Source organism: Terribacillus saccharophilus, assembly GCF_002272075.1.
Lineage (GTDB): Bacteria > Bacillota > Bacilli > Bacillales > Amphibacillaceae > Terribacillus > Terribacillus saccharophilus_A.
On the sequence record NZ_NPBJ01000038.1, the window covers coordinates 1 to 15,741 of the forward strand.

Sequence of the window (15,741 nt, forward strand, 5' to 3'; positions counted from 1 at the left end):
TGGTGGAGGATGACGGGCTCGAACCGCCGACCCTCTGCTTGTAAGGCAGATGCTCTCCCAGCTGAGCTAATCCTCCAGCTTGATGACCCGTACGGGATTCGAACCCGTGATACCGCCGTGAAAGGGCGGTGTCTTAACCGCTTGACCAACGGGCCAGGATGTCTGTTTTTCATCGTTGCGTTTTTCGTAACTCGAAACTGACAAGAGTTATTATATACAGGAATGCAAGGCTTTGTAAACCCACTTTCATAATTTCTTTTAATTCAGATAATTGACTCACAGACAACCCCCTCTTCTACTTGGTAAAAGCACTGTTATATCAACGTTTACAGCTATTTTAATAACATCTGTTTCCCTTGCATATTTTCCTCTCAAAACAGGAATATAAACATGAACGCAAAAAATTATGAGCGTTATTTTATCTGATAGAAAAAATACTTGTTATGCTTTTCCTATGAAATAAACAAGAAAAGGGGCATTCGACATGACAGAGACATTCGATGTAACGAATCCAGCCACCGGAGAATTAATCGAAAAAGTAGCAATTGATTCAGAAGAAGCAATAAACGATAAAATAGAAAAAATCCATCAAGCCTTCCATTCCTGGTCCAGAACTTCTGCAACTGAGCGCAGTAAGCTTCTCCGTGCTTGGCATGATAAGATGATTGAAAACAAAGCAGAACTTGCTGCCTTGATGACAGCGGAAAACGGCAAGCCGCTTAAAGAATCTGAAGGCGAAGTATTATATGCTGCCGGCTATATCGAATGGTTTGCAGAAGAAGCAAAACGTGTATACGGCCGTACTATCCCTGCTTCCACCACTGATAAGCGTATGTTGGTAACCCGTGAAGCTGTCGGTCCAGTAGCAGCGATCACGCCTTGGAACTTTCCTGCTGCAATGATTACAAGAAAGGCAGCTCCCGCACTAGCTGCAGGTTGTACATTCATTATCAAACCAGCACCAGATACACCACTGACAGCCATTCGTCTGGTCGAACTGGCGCATGAAGTCGGAATTCCAGAGGACGTCATTCAATATGTAAACGCTGATGGTGAAACAGTTGGAAAGATTTTCACTAAGCACCCTCATATTAGAAAAATTTCCTTTACCGGCTCTACCCCTGTCGGCAAGCTGCTCATGAAACAGAGCGCTGATAGTGTGAAGCATGTATCCATGGAGCTTGGCGGACATGCTCCGCTTATTGTCGATGAATACGCAGATATCGACCGCGCTGTGAAGCATGCTCTAGCATCAAAATTCCGGAACGCGGGACAAACATGTGTCTGCGCCAACAGATTGCTCGTCCATGAATCCATTAAAGATGAATTTACAGCAGCATTCACGAAAGCAGTTTCCGAAATGAAAGTTGGTCCTGGTACGGAAGAAGGCGTAGCAATCGGTCCTGTCATCAATAAGAAAGGCTTTGATAAAATCGTAGCTCAAATTGATGATGCAAAGTCCAAAGGTGCTAAAGTTCTCGCTGGCGGCACATATAATGCGGATGCCGATAAAGGCTACTTCTTCGTCAACCCAACTGTTCTTGATCAAGTAACGGATGACATGAACATCATGCATGAAGAAACATTTGGACCAGTCGCTCCGATTACAACTTATACTGAAATCGATGAGGCAATCCGTTTAGCCAATGACACGCCATTTGGCTTAGCAGCTTACTTCTTCACAGAAAACTATCGCCGCGGTCTGTATATTGCCGAAAACCTGAAATATGGTATTGTCGGCTGGAACGACGGCGGCCCATCTGCCGTACAAGCTCCATTTGGCGGTATGAAGGAAAGCGGCGTCGGCCGCGAAGGCGGAATCGAAGGAATTGAACCTTACTTGGAAACAAAATATATCTCAATTGGCATATAAGAGAAGGACCCGTCACTGACGGGTCCTTTCTTCTTTACTTACAAATACCTTTCAGCTACAGTTGCCGCAGGTGTATATCGATGAAGTTCCAGCACAATAGGATACGGATAAGTCCTATGATACTCTTATGCTAGGCGATGTTACTTTATAAAAAATCTTTATATTTATAGGAGTTGAACAGATGGAGAATATCGATTTTCTAAACGTGATATTACGTAATGGTGCAGCACAATCAGAGGCCTTTGCTTTTTATGACCAGCTAGATATTGTTGAACCGGAAGAAATGATAGGGATGTGGAAAGGCGATGAAATCGTAACAGGGCATCCATTGGAGGGACTTCTAACAGCATCAGGTTGGTATGGAAAAGAATTTATCGATGAAGAACACGTCCATCCTTTAGTTTTCAAAAAAAGTAATGAGGTTCTCTATACAATTAGTCCAAATCTTCTTCCTTTAAATCTTCTTCCTTTAAATCTTCTTATGCAACGTTTGCAACACATACCCAAGAAAATCCTCTCATCATCTATGACAATAATGCGACCTATCTTAAAAACAAATAAGAGTGCAGCAAGATTACGAAAAGTAAATCACAGAGGGAAAGTTACTTCAGCAATGATCTACGATAATAAAGGTATAATAGATGTGTTTAGAAAGATTGATGAAAACACTCTTTTAGGAATTATGGACATTAAAGAACAATCTCCAGATAAGACTTTTTTCTTTATATTAAGAAAAGCATAAAACGGATTACATTCATTAAAACATCTACCCCAGCTGCGTTTCCAGCAAAGGAATAACACACTCTCTCCCCCCCTTGAGATTACTCTTTTGCTGATTACACAATGATCAGAACTACAATTGATAAAGGTAAATACTAGTGTTCCTGTCCTTTGCGCCAGCTTCATCATCCATACACAGTCTTGAAACAATTCCTCAAAAAGATGGGGCATCTCCATTAATTCGGAGATGCCCCATCTTTCTTTTTTTAAATTATTCCACAAATACCTTTCCAGCCGCAGTTGCTTCAGCTGTATTCCCGAATGCATCTGTTGCTTTCACAACAACATCTGCTCCATCAAGCTTCGCAGATGACGTTGCTGTCCAGTAACCTACATACAGACCATCTTCTGTTTCCCGCATCGGCAGCTCTGTTGCTTGGGATGTTGTCCGGAAATTCGTCAGCGGTGCTTTCAAGTAGAAGGTTGCATCCTCTAAACCAGGTTCTGATTCAAAGGAGATCACAACCGTTTCTCCAGGCTGCACTTCTGCATCCTGATCCGGTTTTACATTCTCCAACTCAGGAGCCGTGTAGTCGGCTTCCAGCTCAATAACCTGCTTCGCTTTATTTCCTGCTTGATCTGTTGCGACTACTTTAATCTCATTCACACCTTCATCCAATAGAATACGCTTGGAGAACGTTCCATCTTCTTTCACATCTGTTTTAGCCCCGTTGATTGTCAGCTTGTTCAGATAATCATCAGATGCTGTTCCTGTAACAGTCACCGTCTCCTTATTTGTCTTGCTGCCATCTTCAGGTGCTGTAATCGTTAATACCGGCTTCGCTTTATCCCGAATGACTGTCACAGCTTCAGATGGTTCTGTGCTGCCGTTTTCCAGCTTTGTGACAGCGGTCAGACTGTTTTCACCTTCTGTCAGCTCTACATCTGCTGCAAAAGCACCTTCATTTGATGCTTCAACAGATGCAGCAACCTCACCGTTGTTACTGATTTCTACTGTCCCACCAGCTGCAGCTGTTCCTTCCACAGTCACACTGTCTTCTTTCGTGACTGTGTCTGGAGCAGGCGAAGTGATGACTGGTGCCTGTGCCTCATAGTCAACAAGTGCACGAATCATATAGTTGCCGTCTTCTTCAGGAACAGGACTCCATTCTCCCCCTACATTCTGCCAGCTGCGTCCGGAGAATTCTCCGTCTTCATCCGTTGCCAATGCAGGTGTATTCGGATTCGGATCTGTTTGGACATAAAGAATATAGAAATCAGAATCGACTACAACACCTTCTCCCGCCAAATCAACCTGAGTCCATTCTCCATTCCGGAGTGCTTCCCCAGTGATTGGTCCGGCCAGCTTCTTACCTGGTGCGCCGTCTTCACCGGAATCGTCGTAGATTTCGACTGCAAAGTTCGTGCCGCCAGGAGTCGGGAAACTTTCATCCCAGAAACGGAATAAGCCGCCTGTCACTTGTGCAGAAGATTGGCCTTCCGCCAGCGTGAATTTCACTGCCCAGCCATTTCCGGCATCGTAGAAGGCATGTGCATTCTCACCAGTCCCATCGTCATAGCCGATTTCTCCAGCGAATCCGATAAATGGCTCAAGCTCGGCATTTTGTTCTGTCGATTCATCCGCATTCACTGTTACTTCGAATTCTGTTCCTTTAAAGGATGGCGCCGTGATTTTAAGCGTGTATGTCCCTTCATAAGCAGTCAGCGTATACGCCCCGCTCTCATCGGTTTGTACAGGCTGGATGGCTGCATCCTCGACTACATATACATTAGCACCAGCTATCGGCTCACCTGTTTGCGCATTCGTCACAGTACCTGAAACTGTTCCTTCCGCAATCGGATCCAGCGTGAAATTCTGTGTAACGGCAGATCCCTCTGTCACGGTAACTGGTGCTGTGCTGGAGTGGAATCCGTAAGCGGAAGCCTCCAATGTTATATCACCTGCTGCCTGCAATAAACGGTAACTACCGTCTGCTGGGTCTGTCTGTACGCTCCGGCCTGTTTCCTGTACTGTCACTGTTGCATCAACCGGCAATGCAGTTGGGCTGATGTCAGATGGATCTGCTTGTCCATCCGGCAGTGTTGGACCTTGTACGTTTTGGATCGGTGTTGGAGCAAGCTTCTTCGCATTTACCTTCTTCTTGCTCTTTGCACTATCCTTCGACTGCTTGGCGTCCTCCTTCACCTTCTTTGTACCTTTCATAATGGAGGCAGAAGTGTTAGAAGAATCCGAAATAGCTACATCATCGATATACCAGCCTTGTTTACTGATGCTGCCGTCCGTCTCCAGATGGAAACCTACGTAAACAGTTTGTCCGGCATAATCACCCAAATCGATTTGTTCAGCAGACCAAGCACTATTCGCGCCATTGTACGTACCTACCTGCTCCCAGTTCTCCTTGTCCGTCGATACGACCACATTGCCATAATCATAACGGCTTTCCAAGTCGAACCATGTCTGGAACTGCAAATACGCTTCTCCATTCTCTGGTACTGCTACCGGCGGCGCTAGCAAAGTTGCATCGGCATTGTTTGGATAAGCACCTGTGCCGTATACATTTTCACCAGAAGCTGCTGCTTCAGGACCCGCCGCTGGAGCACCCCATTCCCAAGAGTTCTGATCGCCAAATGACGTCCAGCCTGATGGCTCCTCTTCGAAGTCCTGGCTATAACCAACTGTCAATGGAGCAATAAGCTCCACGTTGTACACATCCGTCTCTGTTGTATTGCCGCCAAAGTCTGTCACGACAAATTTATATGCTAGTGTATCACCTGTTGTCGCTTCAGCTGGCAGCACTGCTTGATACGTACCGCTTGCTGCATTTCCTTCCACAAGCGCCGCCTCAACAGATTGCCATTCTCCCTCATCTTTTTTGTACTGAAGTGTTACTGTGTCTGCGCTTATGTTATCCGTCACTTCTGCTGTGAGCGGAGTAGCAACACCTTGATACACTTCTGACACTGCTTCATGTGTAATCACAGCAGGTTCTTCGTCCTCGCCATCCTGATAGACGTTACCATTGATTTCGCCGACACCAGTTGCGATCGTGGATACTGCTAAATAAGCATTCACAATACCATGACCGAACCCTTCATTGATTTCATCCGGATAATCGCTGCTCGTTTGACGATCAGCCGTATCATACAATATCGTCTCGATCTCATCGACTGTCAGTGAGCTATCTGCCTGCAGAAGCAAGGCGATAACACCGCTTATATGTGGTGCTGCCATCGATGTGCCACTGAATGCTGCACTGTAATCACTGCCGCTTACCGCAGAATAGACGTTCACTCCAGGAGCCGCAATATCTGGCTTGATTTCTCCATCATATGGAGAAGGACCGCGAGATGAGAAGCTGGCCAATCCATCTTGGTTATCCGTTGCTGCTACAGAAATCGACTCTGGATAGTTGGAAGGTGCTGACACTGTCGCGTCTCCATCTCCATCATTACCAGCAGAGAACACTGGTACGATACCGGCATTCCGCCAAGTTTGGACAACTTCACGGTACCATTCATCCAGGCCTGGTCCGCCGCCCCAAGAGTTATTGACGATGTCCGGCGCCTGCTCTGGATGAGGGTTGCCTTCTTCATCCTTTGGTGCAAGCATCCATTCTGCCGCATCAAGCAGGATAGCATCCGTTGTTTGCCCCTGTCCGGTATCAGGATGGAAAGCTTTTACCGCAATCCATTTTGCACCTGGTGCAACCCCAATATCCTGAGAGCCATCAGGTTCAGCACCGACAGCTGTACCGATTGTATGTGTACCGTGATCTAAGTCATCATACGGTACTGCTTCCCCGCCGACTGCATCATACCAGTTGAATTCATGGGAAACATTATCTGGATCAGCTGGATTATAGCCGCGGTATTTTTCCAGAAGCGCAGGATGGTCATACTGCACACCAGTATCCAATCCGCCGATGACGACACCAGTTCCATCCAAGCCGGTTTCCTGCCATACTGCAGGTGCTCCAACCCTTTCTACGCCCCATGCTTCTACTTCCTCAGCCAAAGCAGCGACTTTCTTTTCTTCTGCTTTTGTAGGCTCGAGAATTTTACGCTCTCTGTTTGGCAGGATTTTCTCTACTTCTTCAGAAGCAGCAATCTCCTCCATCACCTCTTTAGAACTGGTTACCTTTAATGCATTGACGATATAGTAAGAGTCATACTCCTTAACAACGCCCTTGTCCTTTGCCTGCTTCAAGTAATCAAGCAAATTCGCTTGAGTTGCATCCGCCGTCACCCGCAAATCGCTGACAACAGCTGAGTTTTGAATACGCTTCTCTTCCTTAGCAGACAAACTCGCAGACTGCTTCTTCGCCTTTTCGACAGCAATCTCTGCAGCCTTCTTCGTATCCGCCTGTTCCTTTAACTTAACTAGATACGTCACCTGCTCATCGGCTTTGAACTGCGACGTAACATCTTTGTCCACTTTCGCTGCTACACCCTCACTCGCTTTTACAGAAGTTCGCTCAGAAGACTGTGCTCGTGAAGCTGTAGGAGAAAGCAATGACAAGAGAAAAACACCGACCGCCAGAATACTGAGCCATTTTGCCATACGTTTCTGCATCTTCTCATTCTCCTTTTTCCTGATATGGTCCTGCCCGCTAACCTTATCCACCTCCGCCCATCAAAATGACAGATTATGTAATATCGCTCAGATGTTATAGATAGATTACGAGATTATGTCGGTTACGGGAAGAGCATCGGGAGAAATAAGGAGCATTTGCATAGGTAGAGGCTTTTCCTGCGGGATAATAGTAATAATTTTCTGTCAGTTTGACGATTAATCATTGATTAAACGAGCAATCAAAACGTTATACTCAGGTCAAAAGATTTAAAACTAGCTCATGCAATTCACATTCATGTAGCTTTTTTATACCGAAGCTGTGAAACTAAGCACCTTTAATCACATCTGTTAGAGCTTTTCTCCTTAACTGAGCACATCGACTTGCATAATATGGGAAATATATACATAGAAATATCCATTTTGTTGTTTTTTGTACTCGACCAGCTATGGTCTCTATTAAAAGGACTTTTCACCCTCCTATTCATAGCTTCCACAAGACTTATGACATATAAAAAAAGAATCCGGTAAATACCGGATTCTTTTCTATATGAATTTACTTATCTGGTCGACAAAATTACGTATGATTTCCACTGTCGACCAGATTCCGATAACAGCTATAATTACTAGGATTCCTGTCTCCCACCATCTATTTTTGTAACTATCCACCATATATTTCCGGCTGCTTGTCATTAATACTAATCCAACGACAATCGGCGGCAGGATCAAAGCTGTGATGACACTCGTACCGAATACATTCAGCAGCACCAAGTCCGGCGCTCCAGGAATCGATATAAGAATAGGAAGCAGTAGGAATAGGCCAATGGATAGGTAGCGGAACTTGGGATCTTCATCTGTTTTCTTATACTTCTTTTTTGCAGATAAATGAAAGCCATTAAGCATCAGCATCGTAAAGCCCCGAGCTTGAGCTGGAAAACTTGTGAATGCAGCTAGGAACAGGCAGATCCAAAGCATCGTCGGACCAGCTGGACCAACAGCCAATTCCATCATAAGCGCTAAATCATTTTCATTGCTGACTGGTATACCAGTTCCATAGAATACCTCCGCTGCCACTACCCAGAAAAGCACATTGATCACCAAGAGCGGCAGCATTCCCGTCATTAAGTCCAATTGCTGTATCTTCCGGTATTTCGGTTTGTCCCAGCCTTTATCCTCCATGAAATAAGGATACAGCAGATTTACAGCAGATCCGCCAATCGCTCCTATAGTAGCAACTGCTATGAATATAGCATTGAATGGTCCTTGATTTGGCGGCATATCAAATGTTAGTCCCTTCAGGAAACCGATGATATCGAACGAACCGATTCGGAAGAGGGCAAAAACGAACGATGCAATGATTGCCACAGAAGCAAAACGAGCCAGCATTTCCAATACCTTATATTGATTTGGATTGATCAATAATAGAAACGTAAGCCCGACAACTACCAAACTGAAGAGGAATACACCCCATGTCTCACCACCAAATCCCCCAAACAGATTATAAAGAGCAACAGCACATGCTCGAAGGAAACTCATCTGAATGACTATGCCAAGGAATAAAATTGCAACACCAAGTAACAAAGGAAACCCACGCCACACTCGCTGAAACCCTTGCAGAATAGAGGTATCTCCATGACGGTTCTGCAATTTATACTTCGCTACTGCTGAAACCATGAAATAACGAGCTGCCAGCGCGACGACCAATGTCCATAGAAGTGCATACCCATAGTTCGCACCCGAAACTGTAGAACTGACCAAATCTCCAGTACCAAGGAAAGTCATCGCCAGTACAAGTCCAGGTCCTATACTCCGCATGTATTCCATAAACGTTTTAGGTAATGCAGATGGTGCTTCGTTCTTCTCCCTGACAGGTGCTTCCCCATTATTCAAATGCTTCAAGCTCTTACTCATTGACTTAACCCCCTATTTTGATAACGCTTACATAAAATGACAAGCTATTAATCATCTAAGGTGCATCGTAATATGTGCTTGTTCTGGAACCACACCAGCATCATCACTAATTCCTTTTTCGTAAATGGATGCTTTGTGTCAGGAAGTAGCGGAAGATACATATATAGTCAATAGCCCTTCATACATCTCGAAGCACGACGTATAGAACACCGTACTCCGAATTGCTTATCTGGAAAAGAGCCTAGGCTAGGATTACCATGGTGAATCTCTTTGCCCGTTTGGTAGCTTCCTAGCCTATCTTTCCAGTTTCGAAAATTCCTATCGTTTTTCATTCACATCTGATCTGAATATCCATGGCCCACTAGCTTGACTTCCCCTATTCATCAAGCAGCAAATTATTTCGGTGCTAAATCCGCAGCCGCTTTCAAAGCTGCGAGCATGCTTCGTTCATCCGCAATATTCTTTCCAGCAATATCAAATGCTGTTCCATGATCGACTGAGGTTCTCACCAGTCCGCCTTTTAGACCAACTGTTATGTTAACCCCTTCCTCTAACCCTAGTACTTTAATGGGAACATGTCCTTGATCATGATAACAGGCAACTACGATATCAAAGTCTCCTCTGACCGCGCGGAAGAATAGAGTATCTGCCGGGTGCGGGCCGCTAACATCGATTCCTTCCTGCTGCGCTTTCGCAATGGCAGGTGTCAGCTTCTCCTCTTCTTCCCCATTTCCAAACAAACCGTTTTCCCCCGCATGCGGGTTGATACCGCACACTGCAATACGCGGATTATCGTACCCTGCTTTTGTCAGCGTCTCATACGCCAATTTAATAACGGTATATGTCCGATCTGGGTTAATAGCGGATATTGCATCCAACAAACCAATATGTGTTGTTAAATGAATAACGCGAAGCTTGGGCGAGGAAAGCATCATAGAATAGTCTTTAGTTCCGGTGAGTTCTGCAAGAATTTCGGTATGGCCAGGATAACTATGCCCACCCAAATGAAGTGCTTCTTTATTTAAAGGAGCAGTACATATAGCTGCTAACTGCCCTTCCTTGCCAAGCTCAATTGCCTTACTTAAATAATGAAATGCTGCATTTCCGGCTTCTTTGGAGACAACGCCCTGTTCCAGATCTTCCGGAAGCAGCCGCAGATCCATCACATCGATTACGCCATGCTCAAATCGGCATGATTCAACAGTTTCGACGGTATGAAATTCCAGATCTGAACCAACGACTTCTGCCGCTCTCCGTAACATGCTGAGATCTCCGATTACAAAGGGATTTCCTTGCTCATAAACCTCTTTGTGCTGCAATGCTTTCACGATAATCTCCGGGCCGATTCCAGTGGCGTCACCCATACTAATTCCGATAATTGGCTTCAACTTTATCTACTCCTTTAAGCAATTCCAATGCGTTCCCCATAACTTCCTGTGACCCAAAACTTCCAGCTTTCGTGACAGCGATTATCTCTGTTCCATTAAGCTGCCCAATTGGAACTCCAGCCTCAACTTGGCCCAAGATATGAAAAGAATCTGCTCGGAGTGCTTCCATAACACGAATAGCTGTATCCCCGCCAGTAAGGAATAGTCTCGAGATTTTCATCCCATTAACCATTGCCGCAGCCACTGCTCCTAAGTTATGTGCAATCTTATTGCTATTTTGAATAGCTTCTTCCTCATGGGATGCGACCGGCTTCTCGGAAGAAGAAAACAGCACAATATGTTTTCCTGCCGCATGTGCGTTTTGCGCCTCTTCCATTACTATCTTCCACTCACTTGTATCCTCAAAATTGTCTTGGAGCAGCATAATCGGATCGACTTCCAAAAAGTGAACGCTATGATCCGATTCCATTAACCAATTTAGCTGCTTGCGTCCAACTGGACTTACACTGCCTACTACCAATAACACAGTTTCCTCCACAAAATCGAGAGATGGAGAAATCACCTTTTGCTCCAAGCCATGTGCAGTTGGAAGATATTCCATCAATCCTGCTGACCCCGCATAGATGATATTCAATTTGGTAGCTACAGCAGCTTCACTAAGCAAACGCAAGTCGTCATCATCCTCTGAATCAGCTGTAATAATCTTAGCTCCCGCTGAAACAGCTGTTAACAGCTGTTCGACTCTCTTTTTATAGCCAGATCTAATCTGTTCTATAGTTAGATGGTGGATCTGATGCTTGCTTTGAGAAGAAACCAACTGCTTGATATCTGAATGTTTTACTGGTGTTTTTGGATCCTTGGCAGCTTCCGTTTCCGCCAGAGGGATACCATGCAGATAATGAATGCCATCTTTCACTACCCTTCCTTGTGACGGAAGGCCAGGAGCCAAAAGGATAACATCCGGCTTCAATACATCATATAGGGCATCTAGCTCCTGCCCTACATTCCCTCTCATCGTTGAATCTATTTTTTTATATATAATGTCCGGCGCTGTCGATGCAACCCCATCAGCAGCTTCGGCAAGCTTGCTGTAAGCTGCTGATGCAGGAAGTGATCGACTGTCCGTATTGATTACGACCGCTTGGTTGCTGTCTATCTCTTTGATCTTCCCATCCAAAAGAACATCTACCTCTACAGCATATGGAAGCAGCATTGCTCCACAATCACTTGCACCTGTCAGGTCGTCCGCAATAATCGCTATCTTTTTCATCGCTCTTACCGCTCTCAGACTAACAGCTTGCGATAAATAGACTTTACATCTTCTTTATCCAACGTTTTTGGATTATTATCCATCAATCGCTTCACTTCTAGAGCAGCAACTGCCATTGATTCAATGCTCTCTTCTTCCACGCCATATTCCCTTAAATCCTGAGGTATTTCCAAAACAGTTGTCAGTTCCTTAATCTTATCAACTACTGCCTGAGCTGCTTCTTCACTGGATAGATTCTTTGTATCAATACCCATAGGCCCAGCTACACATGCTAAACGATCTACCATGGCATCCATATTGAACTGCGTCACATGCGGAAGCAGCATCGAGTTTGCCACACCATGCGCAATTTTGTATTTGCCTCCTAATGGATAGGCCATTGCATGAACTGCCGCCGTACCTGCTGCTGTTAATGCCATACCGCCATACATGGAGCCAATAAGCATTTTCTCTCTAGCATCCAAATCAGCACCATTCTGGTAGGCAGTAACAATATTAGCTGTAATCAACCGAATGGATTCCAGCGCAAACATATCACTTATCGGATTAGCCTTATTGGAAATATAAGATTCCAGCGCATGTGTGAATGCATCCATCCCAGTTGCAGCTGTGATTGGTTTTGGCAGTCCAGTTGTCAATGTTGGATCAATCAATACAAGATTCGGAAGCAAATATCTGCTTACAACACCGATCTTCAGCTCCTGTTCAGGCAATGTGACAATTGCATTCGGCGTCACTTCCGCTCCAGTTCCTGAAGTAGTTGGAATTAAAATAGTTGGTAACCCTGCCTTTTCCACAAGGTCAGTTCCTAGTAGGTTCTCCAAGGCAGTATCATTTGTTTTTAAAACAGATAGCAGTTTTGTTGTATCTAGAATACTTCCTCCGCCAAGCCCGATTAGTACATCATAATCCTTTACGCCGACAGTTTCAGAAAAGACTCTTTCTATATTTTCAAGTGTAGGTTCTGGTTCTACATCAGTTGTCAGATCCACAGTTATACCCACAGCTTCTAATGCCTTCTCTACCTTTTCCACGGCACCTGCCGCAACCAAAGCCGGCTGTGTGATTAATAACGCATGCTTAATTGGCAGATTTAGCAATGTTAAATGTTCATTAATGTTATCTACTACTTCACGACCTGCAACGATATGTTCTGCTGTTTGGAATTTATAAATAGTCAATTCGCTCTCCCCTTTTTGTTAACGAGTGTGTAGGTTGTATCCTTGCATCATGTTCTCGATCTTTTGCAGTACTTCTCCTTTTGCTTCGGTGACTGGAAGTCGTGGCGGTCCTGCCGGAATTCCGGCTAACTCTACTGCTTTTTTTAGGGAGCTTGGAATAGCCCCAAGCACAAATGTCTCCCGTAAAGGCTGCAAACTGGACTGCGCTTCTTCTGCTTGCTGTTCGTCGTTATTCTGGAACCCTTCATAAATAGCTAACACTTTATCCGGGAGAACATTCGCAGTAGCCGCAACAGCTCCTTGTCCTCCAGCACGCAATGTTTGAAGGATTAGCGAATCTGTTCCAGCAAACACTGCAAATTCTTCATTTTTAGTAGCTTCTATATAAGCTTGGATGTTATCGAAGTTTCCGCTGCTGTCTTTGATACCAAGAATGTTCGGATGCTTTGCAAGTCTGGCAACCGTCTCTGCCTCTATCGACATCCCTGTTTTGGATGGGATATTGTATAGCATGACAGGGATAGTAACTGCACTGGCAATCGTTTCGTAGTGAACTGCAAGATCCGTTTGGTCAGGAGCCACAAAGTATGGTGTGATAATGGAAAGCGCATCAGCTCCCAATGCTTCCATATCTCGGGATAGTTCTATTACTTCCTTTGTGGAATTACCTCCCGTTCCAACCATTACCGGTACTCTTCCATTAGCTGTTCGGATGATCTCCTTGGCAACCGCAAGCTTTTCATCTCGGTCCAGCATATGAAATTCGCCGTTTGTACCTAAGGCAAACAATCCATGAACGCCAGCTTCTATAAGATAATTCGTTAATTTCTGTATAGCATCTTCGTTAATACGTTGATTCTCTGTAAAAGGTGTAACCATTGCTGGCCAAATTCCTGTCAGATTCATTTTCTTCCCCTCCATTGTACGCGCTTTCATAAAGCATACTCCAAACTGTTTCAAAAATCAACTAAATATAATAATTTACCTTTCTATTTTAAAAAACAAGCGTTATTTTGTTTCATAATGAAACAAAATAACTTTATTAAAGGCTATAATGGATTAGAAAAGGTTTTTAGATTCTCCATGAATGTGGTAACGTACAAGTAAGGCGTTTAATTACACTTGAGGTGAAAGAAATGAAGATTACAGCCATTGCTCCTTATGCTGGCTTAGGAGAATTAATTCAAGACGTTGCCAACCAAAAAGAACTTGGCAACATTGACATAGTGCAAGGTGATTTACAGCAAGGGGTAAAAATTGCAATAGAAGCTGAGAAGCAAGGTACTGATATCATCATTAGCCGAGGCGGTACTGCTGAACGGATAAAACAACATGTTACAATCCCGGTCATAAATATAGAGGTGTCCGGTTTTGACCTGCTTCGCATTATCACGCTGATCAAAGACACAGATAACAGAGTCGCCTTTGTCGGGTTCCCAGCTATAGCAAATGCTGTATCGAGTGTCAGTCAGCTGATCGATGTGAATCTTGATATTTATGCCATAGATGATGAGCATCATATTGAAAATCAGCTGCGATTATTGAAAGAAGAGAATTATACCTTTGTTATCGGAGATGTAATCACAGTACAATTAGCAGAAAAAATAGGCATGCACGGCCTTTTATTGACTTCTGGAAAAGAAAGTGTCTTAAGTGCCTTTCGCCAGGCAGAAGAAACATACCGTACAGTGGAGAAAATAAAACAAGAGAGAGATACGTATGCACAAATCCTCCAAGATTTGAATCAGCATACGATCATAGCAGATAAGTATTTGCAGCTTCGCTCACTCTCAACTCCGCCCATACCGCTTCCAACGCCTTTCATAAGAAGAATAGCTGCGGCTGTTTTTCAATTTGATCAAATTCTAGTTGAAGTGGTATACAAAAACAGATTCTACCGATTAAATGCGCATCAATTGGGCTCTCAGCAAGTTGTCATTGAATTACTGGAACAGGAGGCACCGTCTAAATCGCTGCCGTCCATCTCTTTAGTGGCCGATCCCAATGCCTCTGTTTATTTAAGCTCCAACCATGAAGAAGTACAGCTGGCCATTGAACAGGCTGAAGCATTACGTGAACAACTTACTCCTCTTGTCATCATTGGTGAAAATGGCACAGGAAAAGAAAGCTTGGCTAGATATATTCATACTAGCGATACTGCTGCTTTTCTCCGGATAGACGGAGCAGCATTCCCAATCGCATTACTTCCCTATCTGGCAATAGTGCTGGAGGATGGCGGTACACTTTACATAGTGAATGCCAATAAAATAGAGGAAACAACAAAGGAATGGGTAGAAAAGCAGCTAAAAGTGAAGATTCCATTTCGTATTATCCTTGCCATGAACAATAAGACATCAGATCGGATTCCAACAAAATTCAAGACGCTCCATCTTCCGCCGCTGCGGGAGCGCAAAGAAGATATTCCAAATCTGATCCGCTTATTTATCTCAAGTTTTAATAGTGAATATGGCATGCAAATCGCAGGCATCAGTGATGATGCGATACAGCTTCTTGAATCAAATCCATTTGAATCAAATATTATCGAGCTAAGCAGAATCATCAACAAAGCTGTACGAAAGGAAGAGACAGCTTATATCCAGGATACTACCATTGCAAATATTATCGACGAACTTCAGGATCAGAGTAAGACAGTAATCGACATTACTGGATCATTAGCCGATATTGAAACGCAAATCATCCAAGCAGTATGGCTGGAAGAAAAGAAGAATAACTCTAAAACAGCAGAAAGATTAGGAATTAACCGCACTACCCTATGGCGTAAATTAAAAGAAATCCAATAAAACAAT

General features: G+C 44.1%; 9 protein-coding genes and 2 tRNA genes. 3 read left to right on the forward strand and 8 right to left on the reverse strand.

Annotation, left to right across the window (positions count from 1 at the left end; all coding sequences use genetic code 11):
• Together CHH48_RS17315 and CHH48_RS17320 are read right to left on the reverse strand one after the other, a co-directional pair.
• Positions 1-76, reverse strand: a tRNA-Val gene (locus CHH48_RS17315).
• A 7-nt stretch (positions 77-83) separates the two neighbouring features.
• A tRNA-Glu gene (locus CHH48_RS17320) sits at positions 84-155 on the reverse strand.
• 329 nt (positions 156-484) lie between these two features.
• Here CHH48_RS17320 and CHH48_RS17325 point away from each other — a divergent pair.
• Together CHH48_RS17325 and CHH48_RS17330 are read left to right on the forward strand one after the other, a co-directional pair.
• The gene (locus CHH48_RS17325) at positions 485-1,873 is read left to right on the forward strand and encodes an NAD-dependent succinate-semialdehyde dehydrogenase (protein ID WP_095220807.1); all 1,389 of its coding nucleotides are present in this window, start codon (positions 485-487) and stop codon (positions 1,871-1,873) included.
• A 181-nt stretch (positions 1,874-2,054) separates the two neighbouring features.
• On the forward strand, positions 2,055-2,615 hold the full coding sequence (locus CHH48_RS17330; RefSeq protein WP_095220806.1) for a DUF4334 domain-containing protein: 561 nt from the start codon (positions 2,055-2,057) through the stop codon (positions 2,613-2,615).
• A gap of 249 nt (positions 2,616-2,864) precedes the next feature.
• Here the strand turns inward: CHH48_RS17330 and CHH48_RS17335 are convergent, their stop codons facing one another.
• The 6 genes from CHH48_RS17335 to dapA all read right to left on the reverse strand — a co-directional run bounded on the left by CHH48_RS17335 (position 2,865) and on the right by dapA (position 13,840).
• The gene (locus tag CHH48_RS17335) at positions 2,865-7,187 is read right to left on the reverse strand and encodes a S8 family serine peptidase (protein ID WP_095220805.1); all 4,323 of its coding nucleotides are present in this window, start codon (positions 7,185-7,187) and stop codon (positions 2,865-2,867) included.
• Positions 7,188-7,730: 543 nt separating this feature from the next.
• The gene (locus CHH48_RS17340; protein ID WP_095220804.1) at positions 7,731-9,095 is read right to left on the reverse strand and encodes an Nramp family divalent metal transporter; all 1,365 of its coding nucleotides are present in this window, start codon (positions 9,093-9,095) and stop codon (positions 7,731-7,733) included.
• Between the two features lie 395 nt (positions 9,096-9,490).
• The gene (gene pdxA, locus CHH48_RS17345) at positions 9,491-10,483 is read right to left on the reverse strand and encodes a 4-hydroxythreonine-4-phosphate dehydrogenase PdxA (protein WP_095220803.1); all 993 of its coding nucleotides are present in this window, start codon (positions 10,481-10,483) and stop codon (positions 9,491-9,493) included.
• Positions 10,461-11,753 (reverse strand): four-carbon acid sugar kinase family protein, encoded by a 1,293-nt coding sequence (locus CHH48_RS17350; protein WP_095220802.1) that lies wholly within the window; start codon positions 11,751-11,753, stop codon positions 10,461-10,463. The genes pdxA and CHH48_RS17350 overlap by 23 nt, the downstream gene beginning before the upstream one ends.
• A gap of 14 nt (positions 11,754-11,767) precedes the next feature.
• Positions 11,768-12,934, reverse strand: a complete 1,167-nt coding sequence (locus CHH48_RS17355) for an iron-containing alcohol dehydrogenase (protein WP_095220801.1) — start codon at positions 12,932-12,934, stop codon at positions 11,768-11,770.
• Between the two features lie 18 nt (positions 12,935-12,952).
• Positions 12,953-13,840 carry a 4-hydroxy-tetrahydrodipicolinate synthase gene (dapA, locus tag CHH48_RS17360; protein WP_095220808.1) on the reverse strand — a complete coding sequence of 296 codons (888 nt, stop codon included), beginning with the start codon at positions 13,838-13,840 and terminating at the stop codon, positions 12,953-12,955.
• A 230-nt stretch (positions 13,841-14,070) separates the two neighbouring features.
• Between dapA and CHH48_RS17365 the strand changes: the two genes are divergently transcribed.
• Entirely contained in the window at positions 14,071-15,735 is a 1,665-nt protein-coding gene (locus tag CHH48_RS17365; RefSeq protein WP_095220800.1) for a sigma-54-dependent transcriptional regulator, read from the forward strand.
• Positions 15,736-15,741 lie beyond the last annotated feature (6 nt).